General features: G+C 71.1%; 18 protein-coding genes and 2 pseudogenes. 11 read left to right on the plus strand and 9 right to left on the minus strand.

Annotation, left to right across the window (positions count from 1 at the left end):
* The first annotated feature begins 70 nt into the window (after positions 1 to 70).
* From JOD64_RS15145 to JOD64_RS15160, 4 genes are read left to right on the plus strand one after another with little or no spacing between them, the layout of a single operon-like run.
* Positions 71 to 823 carry an NUDIX hydrolase gene (locus tag JOD64_RS15145; RefSeq protein WP_204942816.1) on the plus strand — a complete coding sequence of 251 codons (753 nt, stop codon included), beginning with the start codon at positions 71 to 73 and terminating at the stop codon, positions 821 to 823.
* Positions 820 to 1794: a BUD32 family EKC/KEOPS complex subunit gene (locus tag JOD64_RS15150; RefSeq protein WP_204942817.1), complete on the plus strand. Its 975-nt coding sequence runs from the start codon at positions 820 to 822 to the stop codon at positions 1792 to 1794. The genes JOD64_RS15145 and JOD64_RS15150 overlap by 4 nt, the downstream gene beginning before the upstream one ends.
* A 9-nt stretch (positions 1795 to 1803) precedes the next feature.
* Positions 1804 to 2763: a hypothetical protein gene (locus JOD64_RS15155; protein ID WP_204942818.1), complete on the plus strand. Its 960-nt coding sequence runs from the start codon at positions 1804 to 1806 to the stop codon at positions 2761 to 2763.
* The gene (locus JOD64_RS15160) at positions 2760 to 4022 is read left to right on the plus strand and encodes an adenylosuccinate synthetase (RefSeq protein WP_204942819.1); all 1263 of its coding nucleotides are present in this window, start codon (positions 2760 to 2762) and stop codon (positions 4020 to 4022) included. The genes JOD64_RS15155 and JOD64_RS15160 overlap by 4 nt, the downstream gene beginning before the upstream one ends.
* 11 nt (positions 4023 to 4033) lie before the next feature.
* Here the strand turns inward: JOD64_RS15160 and JOD64_RS15165 are convergent, their stop codons facing one another.
* Complete coding sequence (locus tag JOD64_RS15165; protein WP_204942820.1) at positions 4034 to 4528, minus strand: Lrp/AsnC family transcriptional regulator; 495 nt, start codon at positions 4526 to 4528, stop codon at positions 4034 to 4036.
* A gap of 104 nt (positions 4529 to 4632) precedes the next feature.
* Here JOD64_RS15165 and JOD64_RS15170 point away from each other — a divergent pair, with 104 nt between their 5' ends.
* On the plus strand, positions 4633 to 5556 hold the full coding sequence (locus JOD64_RS15170; protein WP_204942821.1) for an SMP-30/gluconolactonase/LRE family protein: 924 nt from the start codon (positions 4633 to 4635) through the stop codon (positions 5554 to 5556).
* Positions 5557 to 5617: 61 nt separating this feature from the next.
* Entirely contained in the window at positions 5618 to 6238 is a 621-nt protein-coding gene (locus JOD64_RS15175; protein ID WP_204942822.1) for a DedA family protein, read from the plus strand.
* A gap of 20 nt (positions 6239 to 6258) precedes the next feature.
* Here the strand turns inward: JOD64_RS15175 and JOD64_RS15180 are convergent, their stop codons facing one another.
* Both JOD64_RS15180 and JOD64_RS33780 read right to left on the minus strand, forming a co-directional pair.
* Positions 6259 to 6900, minus strand: a complete 642-nt coding sequence (locus tag JOD64_RS15180) for a response regulator (protein WP_204942823.1) — start codon at positions 6898 to 6900, stop codon at positions 6259 to 6261.
* Positions 6897 to 8048, minus strand: a complete 1152-nt coding sequence (locus JOD64_RS33780; RefSeq protein ID WP_204942824.1) for a sensor histidine kinase — start codon at positions 8046 to 8048, stop codon at positions 6897 to 6899. Before JOD64_RS33780 ends, JOD64_RS15180 begins: the two co-directional genes overlap by 4 nt.
* A gap of 170 nt (positions 8049 to 8218) precedes the next feature.
* On the opposite strand from JOD64_RS33780, the gene JOD64_RS15190 reads away from it, so the two are divergent.
* Complete coding sequence (locus tag JOD64_RS15190; protein WP_204942825.1) at positions 8219 to 8878, plus strand: DedA family protein; 660 nt, start codon at positions 8219 to 8221, stop codon at positions 8876 to 8878.
* Here JOD64_RS15190 and JOD64_RS15195 read toward each other — a convergent pair.
* Positions 8853 to 9437: a TetR/AcrR family transcriptional regulator gene (locus tag JOD64_RS15195; RefSeq protein WP_239560997.1), complete on the minus strand. Its 585-nt coding sequence runs from the start codon at positions 9435 to 9437 to the stop codon at positions 8853 to 8855. The two genes, JOD64_RS15190 and JOD64_RS15195, sit on opposite strands and share 26 nt — an antisense overlap.
* A gap of 121 nt (positions 9438 to 9558) precedes the next feature.
* Between JOD64_RS15195 and JOD64_RS15200 the strand changes: the two genes are divergently transcribed.
* The 3 genes from JOD64_RS15200 (at position 9559) to JOD64_RS15210 (ending at position 12967) form a co-directional block, all read left to right on the plus strand.
* Positions 9559 to 10011: an SCP2 sterol-binding domain-containing protein gene (locus JOD64_RS15200; RefSeq protein ID WP_204942827.1), complete on the plus strand. Its 453-nt coding sequence runs from the start codon at positions 9559 to 9561 to the stop codon at positions 10009 to 10011.
* Position 10012: 1 nt separating this feature from the next.
* Positions 10013 to 11227, plus strand: a complete 1215-nt coding sequence (locus JOD64_RS15205) for an acyl-CoA dehydrogenase family protein (RefSeq protein WP_204942828.1) — start codon at positions 10013 to 10015, stop codon at positions 11225 to 11227.
* A 177-nt stretch (positions 11228 to 11404) separates the two neighbouring features.
* Positions 11405 to 12967 carry an AMP-binding protein gene (locus JOD64_RS15210; RefSeq protein WP_204942829.1) on the plus strand — a complete coding sequence of 521 codons (1563 nt, stop codon included), beginning with the start codon at positions 11405 to 11407 and terminating at the stop codon, positions 12965 to 12967.
* 24 nt (positions 12968 to 12991) lie between these two features.
* Here JOD64_RS15210 and JOD64_RS15215 read toward each other — a convergent pair whose 3' ends face one another.
* Entirely contained in the window at positions 12992 to 13369 is a 378-nt protein-coding gene (locus tag JOD64_RS15215; RefSeq protein WP_204942830.1) for an alpha/beta fold hydrolase, read from the minus strand.
* A 152-nt stretch (positions 13370 to 13521) separates the two neighbouring features.
* Here JOD64_RS15215 and JOD64_RS33020 point away from each other — a divergent pair.
* Positions 13522 to 13747, plus strand: a pseudogene (locus tag JOD64_RS33020) (IS630 family transposase); the annotation flags it as partial.
* Positions 13748 to 13795: 48 nt separating this feature from the next.
* Here the strand turns inward: JOD64_RS33020 and JOD64_RS15220 are convergent.
* The 4 genes and pseudogenes from JOD64_RS15220 to purD form a co-directional block, all read right to left on the minus strand.
* A pseudogene (locus tag JOD64_RS15220) lies at positions 13796 to 14115 on the minus strand (phosphoribosylglycinamide synthetase C domain-containing protein); the annotation flags it as partial.
* Between the two features lie 59 nt (positions 14116 to 14174).
* Positions 14175 to 15374 (minus strand): hypothetical protein, encoded by a 1200-nt coding sequence (locus tag JOD64_RS15225; RefSeq protein WP_204942831.1) that lies wholly within the window; start codon positions 15372 to 15374, stop codon positions 14175 to 14177.
* Between the two features lie 2 nt (positions 15375 to 15376).
* Positions 15377 to 15961: a SigE family RNA polymerase sigma factor gene (locus tag JOD64_RS15230; RefSeq protein WP_204942832.1), complete on the minus strand. Its 585-nt coding sequence runs from the start codon at positions 15959 to 15961 to the stop codon at positions 15377 to 15379.
* A gap of 411 nt (positions 15962 to 16372) precedes the next feature.
* On the minus strand, positions 16373 to 17623 hold the full coding sequence (gene purD, locus JOD64_RS15235; protein WP_204942833.1) for a phosphoribosylamine--glycine ligase: 1251 nt from the start codon (positions 17621 to 17623) through the stop codon (positions 16373 to 16375).
* Positions 17624 to 17726: the final 103 nt, after the last annotated feature.

The following is a 17726-nucleotide window of genomic DNA, read 5'->3' on the forward strand; positions in this document are numbered from 1 at the left end:
CCTTGGCAGGTGCACACCTGTGCGCTAAGTTGTTCTCAGAGCGAGATATTCTCAGAATGAGAGAGACGCGATGAACGAGCAGGATTTCCTGGCCGCGTACGACCCCGGGGCCTACCCGTCGGTCGCCGTGACCGTCGACGTGGTGGCGCTGACCATCCGCGACGGCGCACTGCACCTGCTGCTGATCCAGCGCGGTCAGCCGCCCTTCGAGGGCCACTGGGCGCTGCCCGGCGGCTTCGTCCACCCCGACGAGGACCTGACCGCCGGCGCCCGACGGGAGCTGGCCGAGGAGACCGGGCTCGGGGGCGTTCGGCTGCGCCGCGTACACCTGGAGCAGTTGAGCAGCTATGGCGCCCCCGACCGCGACCCGCGGATGCGCGTCGTCTCGGTCGCCCACCTCGCGTTCGCCCCCGACCTGCCGGACCCGGCCGCCGGCACCGATGCCGACGCGGCGATCTGGCTGCCGGTGACCGCGCTGACCAGCCGGCAGCTCGCCTTCGACCACAGCCGGATCATCGACGACGGGTTGGAGCGAGCGCGGTCGAAGCTGGAATACACCCCGCTCGCCACGCGATTCCTCGCCGCCGAGTTCACGATCAGCGAGCTGCGCGCCGTCTACGAGACGGTCTGGGGTCACCCTCTGCACGCCGGCAACTTCCACCGCAAGGTGCTCTCGGTGCCGGGCTTCGTGGAGAGCACGGGCACCAGCACCGAGCGCGGTGGCGCCCGGGGCGGCCCCCGCGCCCGGCTCTACCGGGCCGGCGACGCCCGGCTGCTGCACCCGGCGCTGCTGCGCCCCGCCCGTGAGGAGACGGTGCGGTGAGGACAGCGGCGGCCATCGGCTTGGTCGCGGCGGCCCGCACCGACGCCGACCTGTTCGGCACGGACCAGCCGGCCCGGCGCTACCGCGAGCTGGTCGCGGCCCTGCACCCCGACCGCCTGCCGGCCGACCCGACGGTACGCGCCGAAGCCCTCGACGCGTTCATCCACGTCACCACCCGGTGGCAGGCCCGGCAGGTCACCGTCCTCGGCGACTACCGCCTCGGCACGCCGGCCCACTCGGGCGACCTGGCCGACCTCTACGACGTCGGTGCCGACCAACTGCTCAAGCTCCCCCGACGGCCCACCGATAACGACCTGATGGCCCGCGAGGCGCACGCCCTGCGCACCATCGCCGAGCGTGGCGACCCCCGCTACCTGCCGTACGTGCCCCGGCTGGTCGACGAATTCGCACACCGCGACACCGCGACCGGCGCCGAACGGCGGATCAACGTGCTCGCCACCGCGCCCGGCCTGCACGACCTCGACGAGGTGCGGCGCGCGTACCCCGACGGGTTGGACGCCCGGGACGTGGCCTGGATGTGGCGGCGGCTGCTGGTGGTGCTCGGCCTGGCCCACCGGGCGGGCGTGGTGCACGGCGCGGTCGTGCCCCGCCACGTGCTCATCGAACCGGACGCCCACGGCGTGGTGCTTGTCGACTGGTGCTTCTCCGCCCCTGTCGGGAGCACGGTCCCGGCGCTGGTGCCCGGCCACGACGCGGGGTGGTATCCGGAGGAGGTCCGCCGGAAGCGGCCCTGCGGGCCGGGCACCGACATCGCGATGGCCAGCCGCTGCATGAGCTGGCTGATGGGGCCGCGCGCACCCCGCGAGCTGCACGCCTTCGCGCAGGGCTGCTGGCAACTCTCCCTGGGCTCGCGGCCCGACGACGCCTGGCGCCTGCTGCGCGAACTCAACCAGGTGCTGGACCGGCTCTACGGGCCACGCACCTTCCGACCCTTCACCCTCACCCCCTAAGGAGCTGTCATGGGCAGTGGAATCTGGTCCACCGACGTGTACGACGCCGCCGACCGCTACCGGCGCTCCACCGGCCGCAGCGCGTTCTCCTACAGCGACAGTGGAGCGCGCACCGTGCACCCCGCGCTCGACCCGCGGGACGCGATGCGCGAGAGCCGCGACTCCGACGAGCACCCCCGGTCGACGCCCGTCGCGGTGCTGTTCGACGTGACCGGCTCGATGGGCAACGTGCCACGCGTCCTGCAGACCAAGCTGCCGCAGCTGCTCGGGCTGCTGCAACGGCAGGGCTACGCCAGCGACCCGCAGATCATGTTCGGAGCGATCGGTGACGCCACCTGCGACCGGGTGCCGTTGCAGGTGGGCCAGTTCGAGTCGGACAACCGAATGGACGACGACCTCGGCCGGATCGTGCTGGAGGGCGGTGGCGGCGGGCAGATGAGCGAGTCGTACGAGTTGGCCATGTACTTCATGGCCCGGCACACCCGCACCGACAGTTGGGAGAAGCGCGGTCGGCGCGGCTACCTGTTCATCATCGGCGACGAACTGGCGTACCTGCGCGTCAAGGCCCGCGAGGTGGCCGGCCTGATCGGCGACGATCTCTCCGAGGACGTGCCGCTGCGGCAGGTCGTCGACGAGGTGACCCGCTGCTGGGACACCTACTACCTGCTCCCCGCCGGCAGCCACTACGCCGGCAACGCCAAGGTGCTCGACTTCTGGCGGGACCTGCTCGGGCAGAACACCGTCGTGCTCGACGACCTCGACGCGGTCTGCGAGACCATCGCGCTCACCATCGGCCTCGGCGAGCAGGCCATCGACCTGGACGAGGGCCTACGCGACCTGGACCGCGCCGGCTCTGGTGCCACCGGCACCGTGTCGAAGGCGCTGGCGCGTCTCGACCGGGGGCGGCGGGCCGAGGTGTCCACGCTGCCGGCGTTCCGCGACACCGCCGGTGGGGTGACCCGGCTGTGAGGCACGTGGCGGTGGTCGACCTCGGCTACGGCGACGCCGGCAAGGGCACGGTGGTGGACTGGCTCTGCGCCACCCGCCCAGTGCACACGGTGGTGCGCTTCAACGGGGGCGCGCAGGCGGCGCACAACGTCGTGCTGCGCGATGGGCGGCACCACACGTTCGCGCAGTTCGGCGCCGGCACGTTCCATCCCGGTGTCCGTACGCACCTCTCGCGACACGTGGTGGTGGACCCGCTGGCACTGGCCGCCGAGGCCGACCACCTCGCCACCGTCGGGGTGCCCGACGCGCTCGACCGGCTGACCATCGACCGGGATGCGCTGCTCGCCACCCCGTACCACCGGGCCGCCAACCGGGCCCGGGAGATCGCCCGGGGAGCCGACCGGCACGGCTCCTGCGGGCTGGGGGTGGGCGAGACCGTCGCGTACGGTCTCGCTCACCCCGCCGACGCGCCCCGGGTCGGCGACTGCCGCCGCCCGGCGCTGCTGCGCCGCCGGCTGACCGCCCTGCGGGACCGGCTGACCGCCGAACTGGGCCCGCTGGACGCGCCACCGATCGAGGACTGCCTGCCCGCGTTCACCGGGTTCGCCGGGCGGGTCGCGATCGTCGATGAGAGCTGGCTGGTCGGGGCGTTGCACGCCGGGACCTGCGTCTTCGAGGGCGCGCAGGGGGTGCTGCTCGACGAGTGGCACGGCTTCCACCCGTACACCACCTGGAGCACCACCACGTTCGCCAACGTCGACAGCCTGCTCGCCGAGGCGGGCCGCCCCGGCGACGTGACCCGGATCGGGGTGCTCCGGGTGGTCACCACCCGGCACGGCCCCGGCCCGCTGGTGACCGAGGACCCGGCGCTGCCATTCGCCGACCCGCACAACCCGACGAACCCGTGGCAGGGCCGGTTCCGGTTCGGCCACTTTGACGCGGTCGCCCACCGGTACGCCCTCGCCGCAGCCGGCGGGGTCGACGGCCTGGCGCTGACCCACCTCGACCTCGCCGGCCCCGACCTGCGGATCTGCCGCCGCTACGACACCACCGACCGGCTCACCCCGGGCCCGCCCGGCGACCTCGACCGGCAGGCCGCGCTCACCGCCCGCCTGCTGCGCTCCCGCCCGGTGTACGACGACCCGCCGGCGGACTGGGCGGAGGCGGTCCGCACGGAGCTGGACACACCGGTGGTGCTGACCTCGCACGGCCCCACCGCCGACGACAAGAAGACGATCGGCCCGCTGCTCGCCCCACCGGCCCTGGTCCGCTCAGCCTGACTCCTGCGGTCCTACCGTGGTGGCGCGTCGACATCCGCCTGACGCGGTTCGCGGTCCTGGTCGAGCACGCTCACCGGACGTTCGAAGAACGTCTCCAGCACGACGATGGCCTGTGTGCCGGTTACCCCGTCGATGCCGAAGATGCGGCGCAGCGCCGCTTGCAGGTCTTCGGTGGTCGCGGTACGGATCTTCACCAGCAGTGCTGCCGCGCCAGCGATGACGTGCGCTTCCTGGATCTCGGGTATGGCCACAAGCACGTCACGGGTAGGGGCGTCCCCCATCCACGAGTTGGCGTTGACCATCACGAAGGCCGAGACGCCGCGGTCCACGGCGGCCGGATCGACGTCGATGGTGGTCCGGCGGATCACGCCGCGTTCGCGCAGCTTGCGCACCCGGTCGTGGGCCGAGCCGGCGGACAGGCCCACCGCCTTGCCCAGCGTCGCGTAGGACTGGGTCGCGTCGTGCTGCAGGTGTGCCAGCAGCGCCCGGTCGATGTCGTCCACCACTCGCGCATCCTCGAATGTGATTTAGCTATTAAACGTGTTGACCATATCAGGTTCGGCAGTCATATGCTTTTGCCGAATAATGATCCGAAGCCGGGAGGCACGCGATGGTCGACACTGTTCCGGCTGAGTTCCACCTGCTGGACGAGCGGTTCCGCAACTGCGACGGCGACTTCGTGGTCGAACGGCTGCACACCGGCGCACGTAAGACCGAAGGGCCGGCGTATTTCCCGGCTGGCCGCTATTTGGTGTGGAGCGACATCCCCAACGACCGGCTGCTGCGCTGGGACGAGACCACCGGCGCCGTCGGCGTCTACCGCCATGGCTCGGGCTACGCCAATGGCAACACCGTGGACCGCCAGGGCCGGCTTGTCACGTGCGAGCAGGGCAACCGGCGGGTCACTCGTACCGAGCACGACGGCACAGTCACAGTGCTCGCCGACCACTTCGATGGCAAGCGGCTCAACAGTCCCAACGACGTGGTCGTCCGCGCCGATGGGACGATCTGGTTCACCGATCCGAGTTACGGCATCCAGGGTGACTACGAGGGCAACAAGGGCGACAGCGAGTTCGGCGGCGCCTGTTACGTGTTCCGCCTGGACCCCGCCACGGGCGACATGCGCATCGTGGCGACCGACTTCTGCCGCCCCAACGGCCTGGCGTTCTCGGCGGACGAGCAGCAGCTCTACATCGTGGACACTCGGCAGGATCCCAGTCACATCCGCGTCTTCGATGTCCTGGCCGACGGCACCCTCGACAACGGGAAGATCTTCGCTGAGTGTGACTTCGGCCGCTTCGACGGCCTCCGTCTCGACGACGCCGGGCGAGTGTGGGTCGCGGCCTGGGACGGCGTGCACTGCTTCGACCCCGACGGCACCCTCATCGGCAAACTGCTGCTGCCCGAACCGGTAGCCAACCTCACGTTCGGTGGCCCGAAACGCAACCACCTGTTCATCACCGCCGGTGCCTCGGTGTACACGCTGCGAGTCACCTTCAACGGCGCCCACTACCCCGCGGCGGCGATTGGCTGACCGGTCGGCGCAAAGTCGGCGAAGCGCCACCGACCGTCGTCGAGCCGCCGAGCATGGGGGCATGGACGCCCTGCTCGACCTCCTCCGTGGGACGGTCACGTCGCCGTGGGTGTACCTGGTGATCTTCGGGCTCACCGCGGTCGACGCGTTCTTCCCGGCGGTGCCGGGCGAGGCCGCGGTGATCACCGCGGGGGTGCTCGCGGCGGACGGCGGGCACCCCGACCTGGTCCTGGTGATCGTGAGCGCCGCCGTCGGCGCGCTCGTCGGCGACCACGTCTCCTACGCCATCGGGCGGGGCGGAGGTGCCCGCCGGCTTTCCCGGCTGCCCGTCGGCAGCCGCCGACGGGCCAGCTCCGAGTGGGCCCGCCGGGCGGTGGACCGGCGCGGCGGGATCATCCTGACCACCAGCCGGTACGTGCCCGGCGGGCGGACCGCCGTCACCCTGACCATGGGCGCGGTGCGCTATCCCCGCCGGGCGTTCCTGCTGTACGACAGCATCGGGACGGTCACCTGGGCGGTGTACTGCGGGCTGCTCGGCTACTTCGGCGGGCTGGCCTTCGAACGTGACCCGGCGAAGGGGGTGCTGGTCGGCGTGGGGCTTGCGGTGGTCGTCACGTTCGGCCTGGAGGGGATCCGGTGGCTGCGTCGTCGAGCGCACCGCCGGGCCGCTTCCCGCCGCTGACCGGCGTGGCGGCGGGCACGTCACAGCAGGTCGGCGTCGTACACCAGGATGGCCAACTGCACCCGGTTGCCCACATGGAGTTTCGCCAGCGCCCGGCTGACGTGCGCCTTCACGGTGGACTCGCTCATCGTCAACCGCCGGGCGATCTCCGCGTTGCCGTGCCCGCGCGCCACCTCCCGGACGATCTGCAACTCCCGGACGGTGAGCGGTGCGAGCCGTTCGCGGGCCGCGTCCCGGCGGGCCGGACCACGCTCGGCGAAAGAGTCGATCAAACGCCGGGTGACCGTCGGGGCGAGCATGGCGTTCCCGGCGGCCACCGTGCGGACGGCGGCGGCCAGGTCGCGGGGCGGGGTGTCCTTGAGCAGGAAGCCGACCGCGCCGACCCGGAGCGCCCGGTGCACGTACTCGTCGAGGTCGAAGGTGGTCAACATGATCACCTTCGCGCCGGCGGCGATCACCTCCGGCGCGGCGGTCAGCCCGTCGACACCCGGCATCCGCACGTCGAGCAGCACCACGTCGGGACGTAACCGGTGGGCCTGCTCCAGCGCGCCGGCACCGTCCGCCGCCTCACCGACGACCGTGATGTCCTCCGCCGCCTCCAGGATCAGCCGCAACCCGGCGCGGACCAGTTGCTCGTCGTCGACCACCACCACCCGAATCACGCCACACCCGCCAGCGGGATCAGGGCCCGGACCAGGAAGCCGCCGTCCACGGACCTCGCCTCCAGCCGGCCGCCGAGCAGCTCCACCCGCTCCCGCAGCCCGAGCAGCCCCTGCCCGGCACCGGGCAGCGCCACCCCGCCCTCGGACGGTCCGTTACGGACCAGCACCTCCAGCCCATCGGGCAGGTAGCGCAGGCAGACGACAGTCTCGGCGTCGCCCGCATGCTTGCGCACGTTGGTCAACGCCTCCCGGACCACCCGGTACGCCGTGCGCCCCACCGTCGCCGGTAGCGCCGACGCGACACCCTCGTCCCGCCGGCACACCCGCAGCCCGGCGGTACGGGACTCCCCGATCAGCTCGTCGAGCGCGTCGAGCCCGCGCTCGGGCACCACGGCCGGACCGGCCTGTCGCAGCACGCCCAGCACCTCGCGCAGGTCGGTGAGCGCCTGCCGACCGGTGGTACGGATCAGCGCGGCTGCCTCGACGGTCGCCGGCTCCACGGCGGTCACCTCCAGCGCCCCGGCATGGACCACCATCAACGAGACCCGGTGCGCCACCACGTCGTGCATCTCCCGGGCGATCCGGGTCCGCTCCTCGGCACGGACCCGGTCGGCGCGGGCCTCCTGCTCACGTTCCAACCGCTCGGCCCGGTCCCGCAGGGCGGCGAGTGTGTCCCGGCGTGCCCGCACCCAGAGGCCGAAGACCAGCGGAAGCCCGACCAGTGAAACGCCGAGCATCAGCACGTTGCCGCTGGCCGCGGTGGTCATCCGGCGCACGCCGCCCACCTCCAGCCCGATCAGCACCCCGCCGGCCTGCACCACGGCCGCACCGGCGAGGAAGCCGGCGAGCCGCCGACCACGCAGCCGCAGACCCGCCTGGTAGGAGGCGACCACGCCGGCTGCTGCGGCGGCGAGCACCAGCCAGCCGACCGCCGCGGCCAGGAACAACGGCCAGCGGCGGGTCCGGAGCATGCCGGCAGCCCAACCGGAGAGCAGCGCGAGTACCAGTGCGACGGCACCCGGGAGCGGCGAGCGGACCCCGATGTCACCGGTCGCGCTGGCCCAGACCGCCGCCGCGACCGTTACGGCGAGCAGCAGCGGGCCGTACCGTTGGACGACTCGCCGCAGGGCGGCGGCGCTGGAGGCCACGCAGCGAGCGTAGGGCTCCACGGCCGGGTCGGCCCACCCCGCGCCGCCGGACCCGGGTGAGCTGGGGGAAGACCCCTACCCGTCGTCCGGGCCGGCCGATACCTAAGTAGTGGCGCCCGCCTGACCTCTGGGCGATGGCAGGAGTCGCCGCCCACATCAGCATCGGGACCATGGATCTACTCAACCTGCTGCACGAGACGATGTCCTCGCCCTGGGTGTACCTGGCGATCTTCGCGATCGCGGTGCTCGACGGTTTCTTTCCCGTGGTGCCGAGCGAGACGGCAGTGATCACGGCAGGGGTGTTCGCGGCTTCCGGCGCGCCGTACCTGCCCGCGGTGATCCTGGTGGCCGCCGCCGGGGCGCTGGTCGGCGACCACATCTCGTACGCCATCGGACGGGCCGGTGGAGCGCGACTGCTCGACCGGCTGCCGCCCGACGGTCGACGCCGGGCCGCCGCCGACTGGGCCCGCCGGGGGATCGCGACGCGCGGCGGCCTGATCCTCACCGTGGCCCGCTACGTGCCGGGCGGTCGGACGGCGGTCACCCTCACCATGGGCGCGGTGCACTATCCCCGGCGACGGTTCCTGGCGTTCGACGCGCTCGCCGCCGGATCGTGGGGGCTCTACTCCGCGCTGGTCGGATACGTCGGCGGGCTGGCCTTCGAGCAGGACCCGCTCCGCGGTCTCCTGCTGGGTCTGGGCCTCGCCCTGACGGTGACGTTGATCGTCGAGGTGGTTCGTTGGCTCCGCGGGCATCCGGAGCGGGCCGGCGAGCCGGGCACCGACGCGGTCTCCGCCGGGACCGTCAGTCGGCAGGCGGGCGCCAGGTGACGCCGTGCAGGAGTTGGGCGGCACCGAGCCAGGCCACGTTCATCATCCGGGTGGCGGTCTTCTCCGGGTCCGCCTCCGGGTGGTCCGCGAGCCAGTCGGCCAGCGACTCGGTCGCGCCGACCAGGGCGTACGCGACGACCTCAAGGTCGATGGCGGCGAGCTCGCGGCCCTCGGCGCGCAGTGCGTGATCGAGCATCCCGGCGACGACCTCGACCAGCCGGGCGCGCATGGTGGCCAACTCGCTGGCGAACGGCTGCTCGCCGCGGGCCTGCCGGTAGAGCACCGCCCAGCCGTCGCGGTGCGCGCCCACGAAGCCGAAGAACGCCCGCAGCCCCCGCCAGAGCCGAATGTCCGCCGGCAGGTCGGGTGCGGCCGCACCGGCGATGGCCTGCATCATCCGGGTGCCCTCCCGGTGCAGGCAGGCGACGAAGAGCTCCTCCTTGGTGCCGAGGTACGCGTACACCATGGGTTTGGAGATGCCGGCATCCTCCGCGATCTCGTCCATGCTGGCGGCGTGGAAGCCGCGCCGGGAGAAGACCTTCACGGCCGCATCGAGCATCTGCTGCTCGCGGACGGCACGTGGCAGGCGCTTGAAGGCGGGAACGGTGGGCACCTTGCGAGCATACCTACTCGTGCGTAGGGTTACGCGCGAGTAGCCAATCTTCCGGAAGGCACACCTGATGACTGACTTCGACCCGGCCAGCCTCTCCAATGTCGGCCCCAAGGAGTTCGCCCAGCTGGTCAAGTCCACCCCGGACGACAAAATCGCCCAGGTGATGTCCGGTGACCTGCGCGGCAAGATCCTGGGCGAGGTCTTCGGCCGGATGCCGTCGCTGTTCCGTGCGGACCGGGCCGGCTCCACCAACGCGGTCATCCACTGGGTCATCACCGGTCGTCCCGACGGCGGCAGCGACACCTACGAGGTGGTCATCGCCGACGGCAAGTGCGACGTGAACGAGACCCCACAGCACGACCCGAAGCTGAGCCTCACCATGGGCCCGGTCGAGTTCCTGAAGATCGTCTCCGGTGGCGCCAACCCGGTGATGATGTTCATGACCGGCAAGCTGAAGGCAAAGGGCGACCTCGGCCTCGCCGCCAACATCGCCAACCTGTTCGACATCCCCAAGGCCTGACATGGCTGAGTTCTCGCTCGACCTGAACGAGGAACAGCGGGATCTACGCGACTGGGTGCACGGCTTCGCCGCCGAGGTCGTGCGCCCAGCCGCCGCCGAGTGGGACGAACGCGAGGACACCCCGTGGCCGGTGATCCAGGAAGCCGCCAAGGTCGGCCTCTACGGCTTCGAATTCCTCGCCACCTGCTGGGCCGACCCGACCGGACTCTCCCTGCCGATCGCCAGCGAGGAGCTCTTCTGGGGTGACGCCGGCATCGGGCTGAGCATCTTCGGCACCTCACTCGCCGTCGCCGCCATCTACGGCGCCGGCACCCCCGATCAGATGATCGAGTGGGTGCCACAGTGCTTCGGCGACGTCGACTCGCCGGCCGTCGCCGCGTTCTGCACGAGTGAGCCGGAAGCCGGCTCGGACGTCGGCGCGATGCGCACCCGGGCCGTCTACGACGAGGCCACCGACGAGTGGGTGCTGAGCGGGCAGAAGGCGTACGCCACCAACGGCGGGATCGCCGGAGTGCAGGTGGTCACCGCCTCGGTCGACCCCACGCTCGGCTCCCGGGGCCAGGCGGCGTTCGTCGTACCACCGGGCACCCCCGGCCTGGCCGCGACCCGCAAGCTGCGCAAACTCGGCCTGCGCGCGTCACACACCGCCGATGTCTTCCTCGACGGGGTACGCGTGCCCGGCCGCTGCCTGCTCGGCGGGCGGGACGCCCTGCTGGAACGCCTCGACCGGGCCCGCTCCGGACAGCGGGCCACCGGGCAGGCCGCGATGCGTACCTTCGAGCTGTCTCGACCCACGGTCGGCGCGCAGGCACTCGGCGTGGCCCGGGCCGCCTACGAGTACGCCCTGGACTACGCGAAGGACCGCATCCAGTTCGGACGGCCGATCATCGAGAACCAGGCCGTCGCGTTCGCGCTGGCCGACATGCGGATGGAGATCGACGCGGCGCGGCTGCTCGTCTGGCGCGCGTCGTGGATGGGCCGCAACAACCGCCCGTTCACCGGGGGCGAGGGGTCGATGTCCAAGCTCAAGGCCGGTGAGGTGGCGGTGTCGGTCACCGAGAAGGCGGTGCAACTGCTCGGCGGAGCGGGCTTCGTGCGCGACCACCCGGTCGAACGCTGGTACCGCGACGCCAAGATCTACACCATCTTCGAGGGCACCTCGGAAATCCAGCGGCTGGTCATCTCCCGGGCGATCTCCGGGATGCAGATCCGGTGACCGCCGGCGCCCTGCGGCGCACCGTCGCCGGAGTCCACGATCTGTGCCGTCTTCGTCACCCCACGCCCTCGCGAACTGGGCCTTCAGCCGCACCCAGTGCATGATCAAGGGAAGAACGCCCTGATGGACGGGTCACCCAGTCGCCCGTCCGCGCACCGCCCGTAGGAGGTCTGCGGCATGGACCTGCCGTTCATCGTTGCCACGCTGACTCGTCGCGGGCTGCTCATGCCGGGCAGCCCGATCCGGATCGCCTCGCAGCTCAACGCGTTGCGCACCTGGGGGTGGAGCCTGGCCGGCGAGCTACGCCAGGCAGCTGCCCGGGACCCCGGCCGGCTGGCGGTCATCGACGAGGACGGCACCGAGCTGACCTACCAGGACCTCCTCGACCGGGCCGAACGGATGGCCCGGTCGATGCGGGCCGGGCTCGGCGTACAGGCCGGCGACCGGATCGGCGTGCTCTGCCGCAACCACCACGGGCTGATCGAGACGATCGTCGCGGCCACCCTGCTGGGTGTGGACGCGGTCCTGGTCAACACCGGGCTCTCCGCCGCCCAACTGGTCACCGTCGCCGAGGAGCAGCGGCTCCGACTGCTGGTGCACGACGACGAGTTCGCCGAGCGGGTCCTCGGCCTCCCCGCCGAACTGCCCCGCCTCGACGAACGCGCCCGCGAGGAGTTGGTCGCCGGGGCACTCCCGGGCGAGTTGCACCCTCCGGAGCGCGACGGCCGGATCATCGTGCTCACCTCGGGCACCACCGGGGCACCCAAGGGCGCCCGACGGCCCACACCCAGCGGTTTCGGCCCGCTGGTGTCCATCATCGATCGCATCCCGCTGCACACCCGCGACCGGGTGATGATCACGGCGCCGATCTTCCATACCTGGGGATTTGCCGCTCTCCAGGTCTGTTTCGCGCTACGGGCCACCATCGTGTTGCAGCGCCGCTTCGACCCGGCCGCCACGCTCGCCGCCCTGGTCGACCACCGGTGCGACGCGCTGTTCGCCGTACCGGTGATGGTGCAGCGGCTGCTGGAGGTACCCGCGCCAGACCCACGCCCGCCGCTCAAGGTCGTCGCGGTCAGCGGTTCGGCGCTGCCCGGTGGGCTTGCACCAAAGTTCATGGACGTCTACGGAGATGTCCTCTACAACCTCTACGGCTCCACCGAGGTCTCCTGGGCCTCCATCGCCGGTCCCCAGGATCTGCGCGAGGCACCCACGACGGCTGGTCGACCACCGCACGGGACCCGGCTCGAGATGCTCGACGACAACGGGCAGCCGGTGGCGGACGGACAGGTCGGGCGGATCTTCGTCGGCAACGAGATGCTGTTCGAGGGGTACACCTCCGGTGCCAGCCGGGAGATCCGCGACGGGTTGCTCGACACCGGTGACCTCGGCCGACTCAACCCCGACGGGCTGCTCTTCGTCGACGGCCGGGCCGACGACATGATCGTCTCCGGTGGTGAGAACGTCTTCCCGTCCGAGGTGGAGGACCTGCTCGCCCAGTTGCCACAGGTCCGCGAAGCGGCCGTGATCGGCGTGCCCGACCCCGAGTACGGCCAGCGACTGTCCGCGTTCCTCGCCCTGCATCCCAACGAGACCCTCGACCCCGAGGCGGTACGCGAGTACGTCCGGCACTACCTGGCCCGGTTCTCCGTCCCGCGGGACGTGATCTTCGTGAAATACCTGCCCCGTAACGCCACCGGCAAGGTGCTCAGCCGAGAGCTACGCCGCTACTACGGCTGAATGCGCCGATCAAGGCTGAAGCTGTCACCAGCTGGTGGCGTCAGGATGAGGTGGCTGCCACCGCCATTGGCTGATCTTAAAGTTGTCCCCAGAATTAGCGCCAAGATTGAAGACGCCAATGTGAACGCGGTCGATCGAATGGTGATCAGCCAACTGTTGGGCCGCTGCGTCGACTATCGCGGATCGGTCCTCGGGCGCATTCGGCAGGTGGTCCATGACGAGGGCAAGGTAACCTGCTTTGGCTAGTCGCTCCGCATGCAGTTGCAGTCGCGAACTGTCTACGCCAGAACCCGTGACGAGCACCGCCGTGATCGCAGCCGCGTTCCGCCTGTCGGAGGCCCAGAGGCGCCCCGACAGCGGGACGTCGCCTACCAGCAACTGCAACTGTTTCGAGTTGGCCATATCGTGCGACCTTTCACTAACCGACCACGGCACCATTCGGGCGAGCGCGGTGGCTGCTCAACATTTTTCAGTTGCGCCTCCAACACCCATATGTCGTGGCTGGAACAACGCGGGGTTGCCTCCTCGAGGGCACAACTTCACCTGACTGGCCCCGACGATTTCACGACTGCTACGTCATCGGCGACGACCAGCGACAGGGTGTCGCCCGCCGGCACCCGAGCGCGGCAAACACTCTGGCCGCGCTCACGCCGATCCGCTCGGACGGGGCACCGATCTACGCGATCCTGGACAACCTGCCCGCCCCACAAAGGCGCCACAATCCGGACCTGGGCGGCCCGGAACAGGGTCGAACTCTGCATCACCCCGGCCTACGCCAGCCTGACCCCAACAATGCGGATGTTCGTGGTCAAGGCACCAGCGCCTCTGTCAGCCCGGGATCGTGATCCGACCCTCGATCGCGGCGGCGGCGATGTCGATCCGGTGCTGCGAGCCGGCCAGGCCCACCCCGTCCACCAGCGCGTACGCGGCATCCCGCGCAGAGGCCAGGTCCGGGCCGGTGGCCGTACCGCAGAGGACCCGGCCGCCGGCGGACAGCAACGCGCCGTCGCTGGCCGGACGGGCGGTGCCGGCGTGGATGATGCCCAGGCGGTCCGCGCCGGTGATGACATCACCGGTGCGCGGTGCATCCGGGTAGCGCCCTCGGAGGCGAGCACCACGGTCACGGCGCTGCCGTCGCGCCAACGCAGCTGACCGCCCCGGAACCGTCGGCGAAAACCGGCGAGTCCCGGGGCGGTGACCGCGTCCGTCAGTCGACCATCAGCGAAGGCCGCCAGTCCGGCTTGGCCCCGGCGAGGTCGAGGCGCTGGAACAGACCCTTCGTGCCCTGCTCATCGAGCGTGCCGCGGTGCGCGTCGATGCGGACCACCATCCCCCGCACGTCGAGCACGTCCAGCCTCTCCATCCAGCTCGGATCAGCGGCAGCGTAGAAGGCCGCCTGATGACCGTCGATGGTGGTGTTCGGCGGCTCGTGTAACAGCTTCCCGTTCAACTCGGCCCGGATCTTGTCGGTCATCACGACGTACGGGGAGAAGCTGACGTCCAGCGTCTTCGCCCACTGCGTACCGGGGTTCGCGGTGGGGGGTTCGGCGCTGTAACTGACGCTGGCGTACCACCGCCAGCCGTCCGGGGTCAGCGGCCCGTTCACGGTGGCATAGATCAGCCGCAGGTTCTGCGGCACCCCCATCACCTGGGCCGGCATCTGCACCCGCTCGGTCGTACTGAACCTGAGCTTCTGCGCCACGTGCAGGGCGATCTCGCGGGCATCCTGCCCCGCCGCCCAGGGTGAGACATCGACTGCGGCCCAGCCGTCCGGGGCGTACTGCCAGCGGAGCGAGAGCCGGTCAGTGCCGTCGACGTCGTACAGGGTGAAGGTCGCCGCTGCGCCCCGCACATCGGGCGCGGGCGCCGTACTCACGGTGGGTGCCCGTTGGTCGATGCCCATGACCTGCGGCGCCGGCGGCGTCACCCCCTTCGGATAGAGATGGACCGAAACCCCTCCCCAGTTCTGCGGATCGCCGGCATGCCCGTTCAGAAAGACACCCAGGCCACCGGTCTGCGACAGACCCGCCCCGTACTGCAGACTGGCGAGGCCCGACGGCAACCAACCGAACCGAACGTACTGAACGGTCGGGTCGATCGTCTCCAACGCGGCCGGGATCCGGGACGCGTCGGGCGACGTCACCTCCCCGGTGTACGGCTCCAGCGGAGCCAGGGCGCCGACCATCTCCAGCGACGGCGGCGACGACCGGTCCGGCGCGACCAGACCCGGCACCGTGACAGCGCCGACGGCCACCGCGACCACCGCCAGCGCGGCACCCGCACTGCGCGCGTACCAGCGCTGCCGCCGCCCGGCGATCATCGCCCGTTCGATGTTCACAGCGGACGGCTTCTCGGCCGCCTCGACCTCGGCGCGCATCAACCGCGCCACATCCATGTCCTCGATCATCGTCAACTCCCGTGGGCCAACACGTTGGTCGGCGTGCCACTCGCCTTGCCGGTCGGCATGGTGGTCGGCACGTCAGTTCGGACGGGGGCGAGCAGTCCGCGCAGCGTCGCCAGCCCCTTGGCGGTCTGGCTCTTGACGGTGCCCGGCGCGCAGCCCAGCGCCTGCGCCGTCTCCTCCACCGTCAGGTCCTGGAAGAACCGCAGCACCAGGACGGCCCGCTGCCGCGGCGCGACCTGGCGCAGTGCCGCCACCAGATCGAGCCGGTCCGTGGCATCCGGGGCGGTCGGCGCGGGCCGCTCCGGCAACAGGTCGGTGAGCAGCACCCGAGCCCAGCCGCGTCGCCGCTCGTCGATCAATCGCCGCATCAGCATCGTCCGGACCAGTGCATTCAGGTTGTCGGCCCGCCGAGCCCGGGACCAGTTGCGGTACAACTCGGTGAGCACCCGCTGCACGATGTCGTCGCCCTGATGCCAGTCACCGCACATCAGGTACGCCGTCCGGCGCCACTGCGGCAGGCCAACGCGTACGCACTCGGTGTACTCGGCGTCGGCCGCAGACCGCTCGACCGATCTCCGGCTCAGCGGCATCCTCGGACCTGTCCTCCCACCGGCCACCAACAGCACGGTGATCGTCCGCAAACCCGCATCTCCACTCCTCCCGTCGCTGTGCCTCCGACACCGCTAAGTCGTGACCGGAGCAACGCCGGGTTGCCCCTCGGGGGCGACAACCTCACCAGACTGGCTCATCTTCGGCACGCACAGGCCCGCCACCCGTTCCGACGGCAGGCTCGACCAGGTCGGCGATGGATCGACACGCCATGCGGATTGTCGGCGGGCCGTCCGGCCGTGGCGGTGGCAGTTCGTGCACGGGTGCGGCTACGACGATGTACGTGATCGTGGACAACCTGCAAGGGTGGCCCGGAACCGGGTCCAATCCTCCATCAACCCGACCCACATCGGACGTTCGCGGTCGGCGCACCAGCCCACCGATGCGGAGACTCAGCTCGGGATCGTGATCCGGTTCTCGATCGCGGCGGCGGCGATGTCGATGCGGTGCTGCGAGCCAGCCAGCTCCACCCCATCCACCAGCGCGTACGCGGCGTCCCGAGCGGAGGCCAGGTCGGGGCCGGTGGCCGTACCGCAGAGGACCCGGCCGCCGGCGGAGAGCAACGCGCCGTCGCTGGCCCGCCGGGCGGTGCCGGCGTGGATGATGCCCGGGCGGTCCGCACCGGTGATGACGTCACCGGTGTGCGGTGCGGCCGGGTAGCCGGGAGAGGCGAGCACCACGGTGACCGCGCTGCCGTCGCGCCATTGCAGCGGCGGATGCTCGGCCAGCGTGCCGGTGGCCGCCGCATGCAGCAACCCACCCAGCGGGGTCTCCAGCAACGCGAGCACGACCTGGGTCTCCGGGTCACCGAAGCGCGCGTTGAACTCGATCACCCGAGGGCCGGCTGCGGTGATCGCGAGCCCGACGTAGAGCAGGCCAGCAAACGGGGTACCCCGACGGCGCAACTCGGCCAGAGTGGGGTGGACCACGTCACGCATGACGTCGTCGACCAGGCCGGACGGGGTCCAGGCCAGCGGTGCGTACGCTCCCATGCCGCCGGTGTTCGGCCCGGTGTCGCCGTCGCCGAGCCGCTTGAAGTCCTGAGCCGGCAGCAGCGGCAATGCCGCCTCCCCGTCGGTGACCACGAAGAGGCTGACCTCAGGGCCGTCGAGGAACTCCTCGACCACGACCCGCCCACACTCGGCGGCGTGCGCCAACGCGGCAGACCGGTCGTCAGTCACCAACACGCCCTTGCCGGCGGCAAGACCGTCGTCCTTCACCACGTACGGGGCACCGAACTCGTCCAACGCCCGGGCGGTGCTCTCCTCGTCCGTGCAGACGTACGCGCGGGCGGTCGGCACGCCGGCGGCGGTCATCACGTCCTTGGCGAACGCCTTGGAACCCTCCAGCCGAGCGGCCTCACCAGAAGGGCCGAACACGGCGATCCCCTTGGCGCGTACCGCGTCGGCGACCCCGGCGACAAGCGGCGCCTCAGGCCCGATCACCACCAGGTCGGCAGCGGTCTCCACGGCCAACGCCGCCACCGCGGCTGGATCGGAAGCGTTCACGGCCCGCAACTCGGCAAGGCCGGCGATTCCAGGGTTACCCGGCGCAGCAACGAGCGTCGAAACAGCCGGATCGCTTACCAACCCGAGCGCGAGCGCATGCTCCCGCCCGCCACCACCCACCAAAAGAACCCGCACGACCCCGCATCCTACTGCCCACCGCCCCAGCCCAGTTGATCATGAGGTTATTGCCCGCGCAGCCGGCGTGTCGCCGCAATAACCTCATGATCAACGGTGGGGT

Origin of the sequence: Micromonospora luteifusca (assembly GCF_016907275.1) — a bacterium.
Classification (GTDB): domain Bacteria; phylum Actinomycetota; class Actinomycetes; order Mycobacteriales; family Micromonosporaceae; genus Micromonospora; species Micromonospora luteifusca.

Excerpts from the sequence above, each read along its gene's own strand:
- JOD64_RS15200 (WP_204942827.1), top strand. The coding sequence starts at position 9,559 with ATGACTGACTTCGACCCGGCCAGCCTCTCCAATGTCGGCCCCAAGGAG.
- JOD64_RS15190 (WP_204942825.1), top strand. The coding sequence starts at position 8,219 with ATGGATCTACTCAACCTGCTGCACGAGACGATGTCCTCGCCCTGGGTG.
- JOD64_RS15205 (WP_204942828.1), top strand. The coding sequence starts at position 10,013 with ATGGCTGAGTTCTCGCTCGACCTGAACGAGGAACAGCGGGATCTACGC.
- JOD64_RS15230 (WP_204942832.1), bottom strand. The coding sequence starts at position 15,961 with ATGCCGCTGAGCCGGAGATCGGTCGAGCGGTCTGCGGCCGACGCCGAG.
- JOD64_RS15195 (WP_239560997.1), bottom strand. The coding sequence starts at position 9,437 with ATGCTCGATGCGGCCGTGAAGGTCTTCTCCCGGCGCGGCTTCCACGCC.
- JOD64_RS15145 (WP_204942816.1), top strand. The coding sequence starts at position 71 with ATGAACGAGCAGGATTTCCTGGCCGCGTACGACCCCGGGGCCTACCCG.
- JOD64_RS15175 (WP_204942822.1), top strand. The coding sequence starts at position 5,618 with ATGGACGCCCTGCTCGACCTCCTCCGTGGGACGGTCACGTCGCCGTGG.
- JOD64_RS15170 (WP_204942821.1), top strand. The coding sequence starts at position 4,633 with ATGGTCGACACTGTTCCGGCTGAGTTCCACCTGCTGGACGAGCGGTTC.
- JOD64_RS15210 (WP_204942829.1), top strand. The coding sequence starts at position 11,405 with ATGGACCTGCCGTTCATCGTTGCCACGCTGACTCGTCGCGGGCTGCTC.
- JOD64_RS15215 (WP_204942830.1), bottom strand. The coding sequence starts at position 13,369 with ATGGCCAACTCGAAACAGTTGCAGTTGCTGGTAGGCGACGTCCCGCTG.
- JOD64_RS15225 (WP_204942831.1), bottom strand. The coding sequence starts at position 15,374 with ATGATCGAGGACATGGATGTGGCGCGGTTGATGCGCGCCGAGGTCGAG.
- JOD64_RS15155 (WP_204942818.1), top strand. The coding sequence starts at position 1,804 with ATGGGCAGTGGAATCTGGTCCACCGACGTGTACGACGCCGCCGACCGC.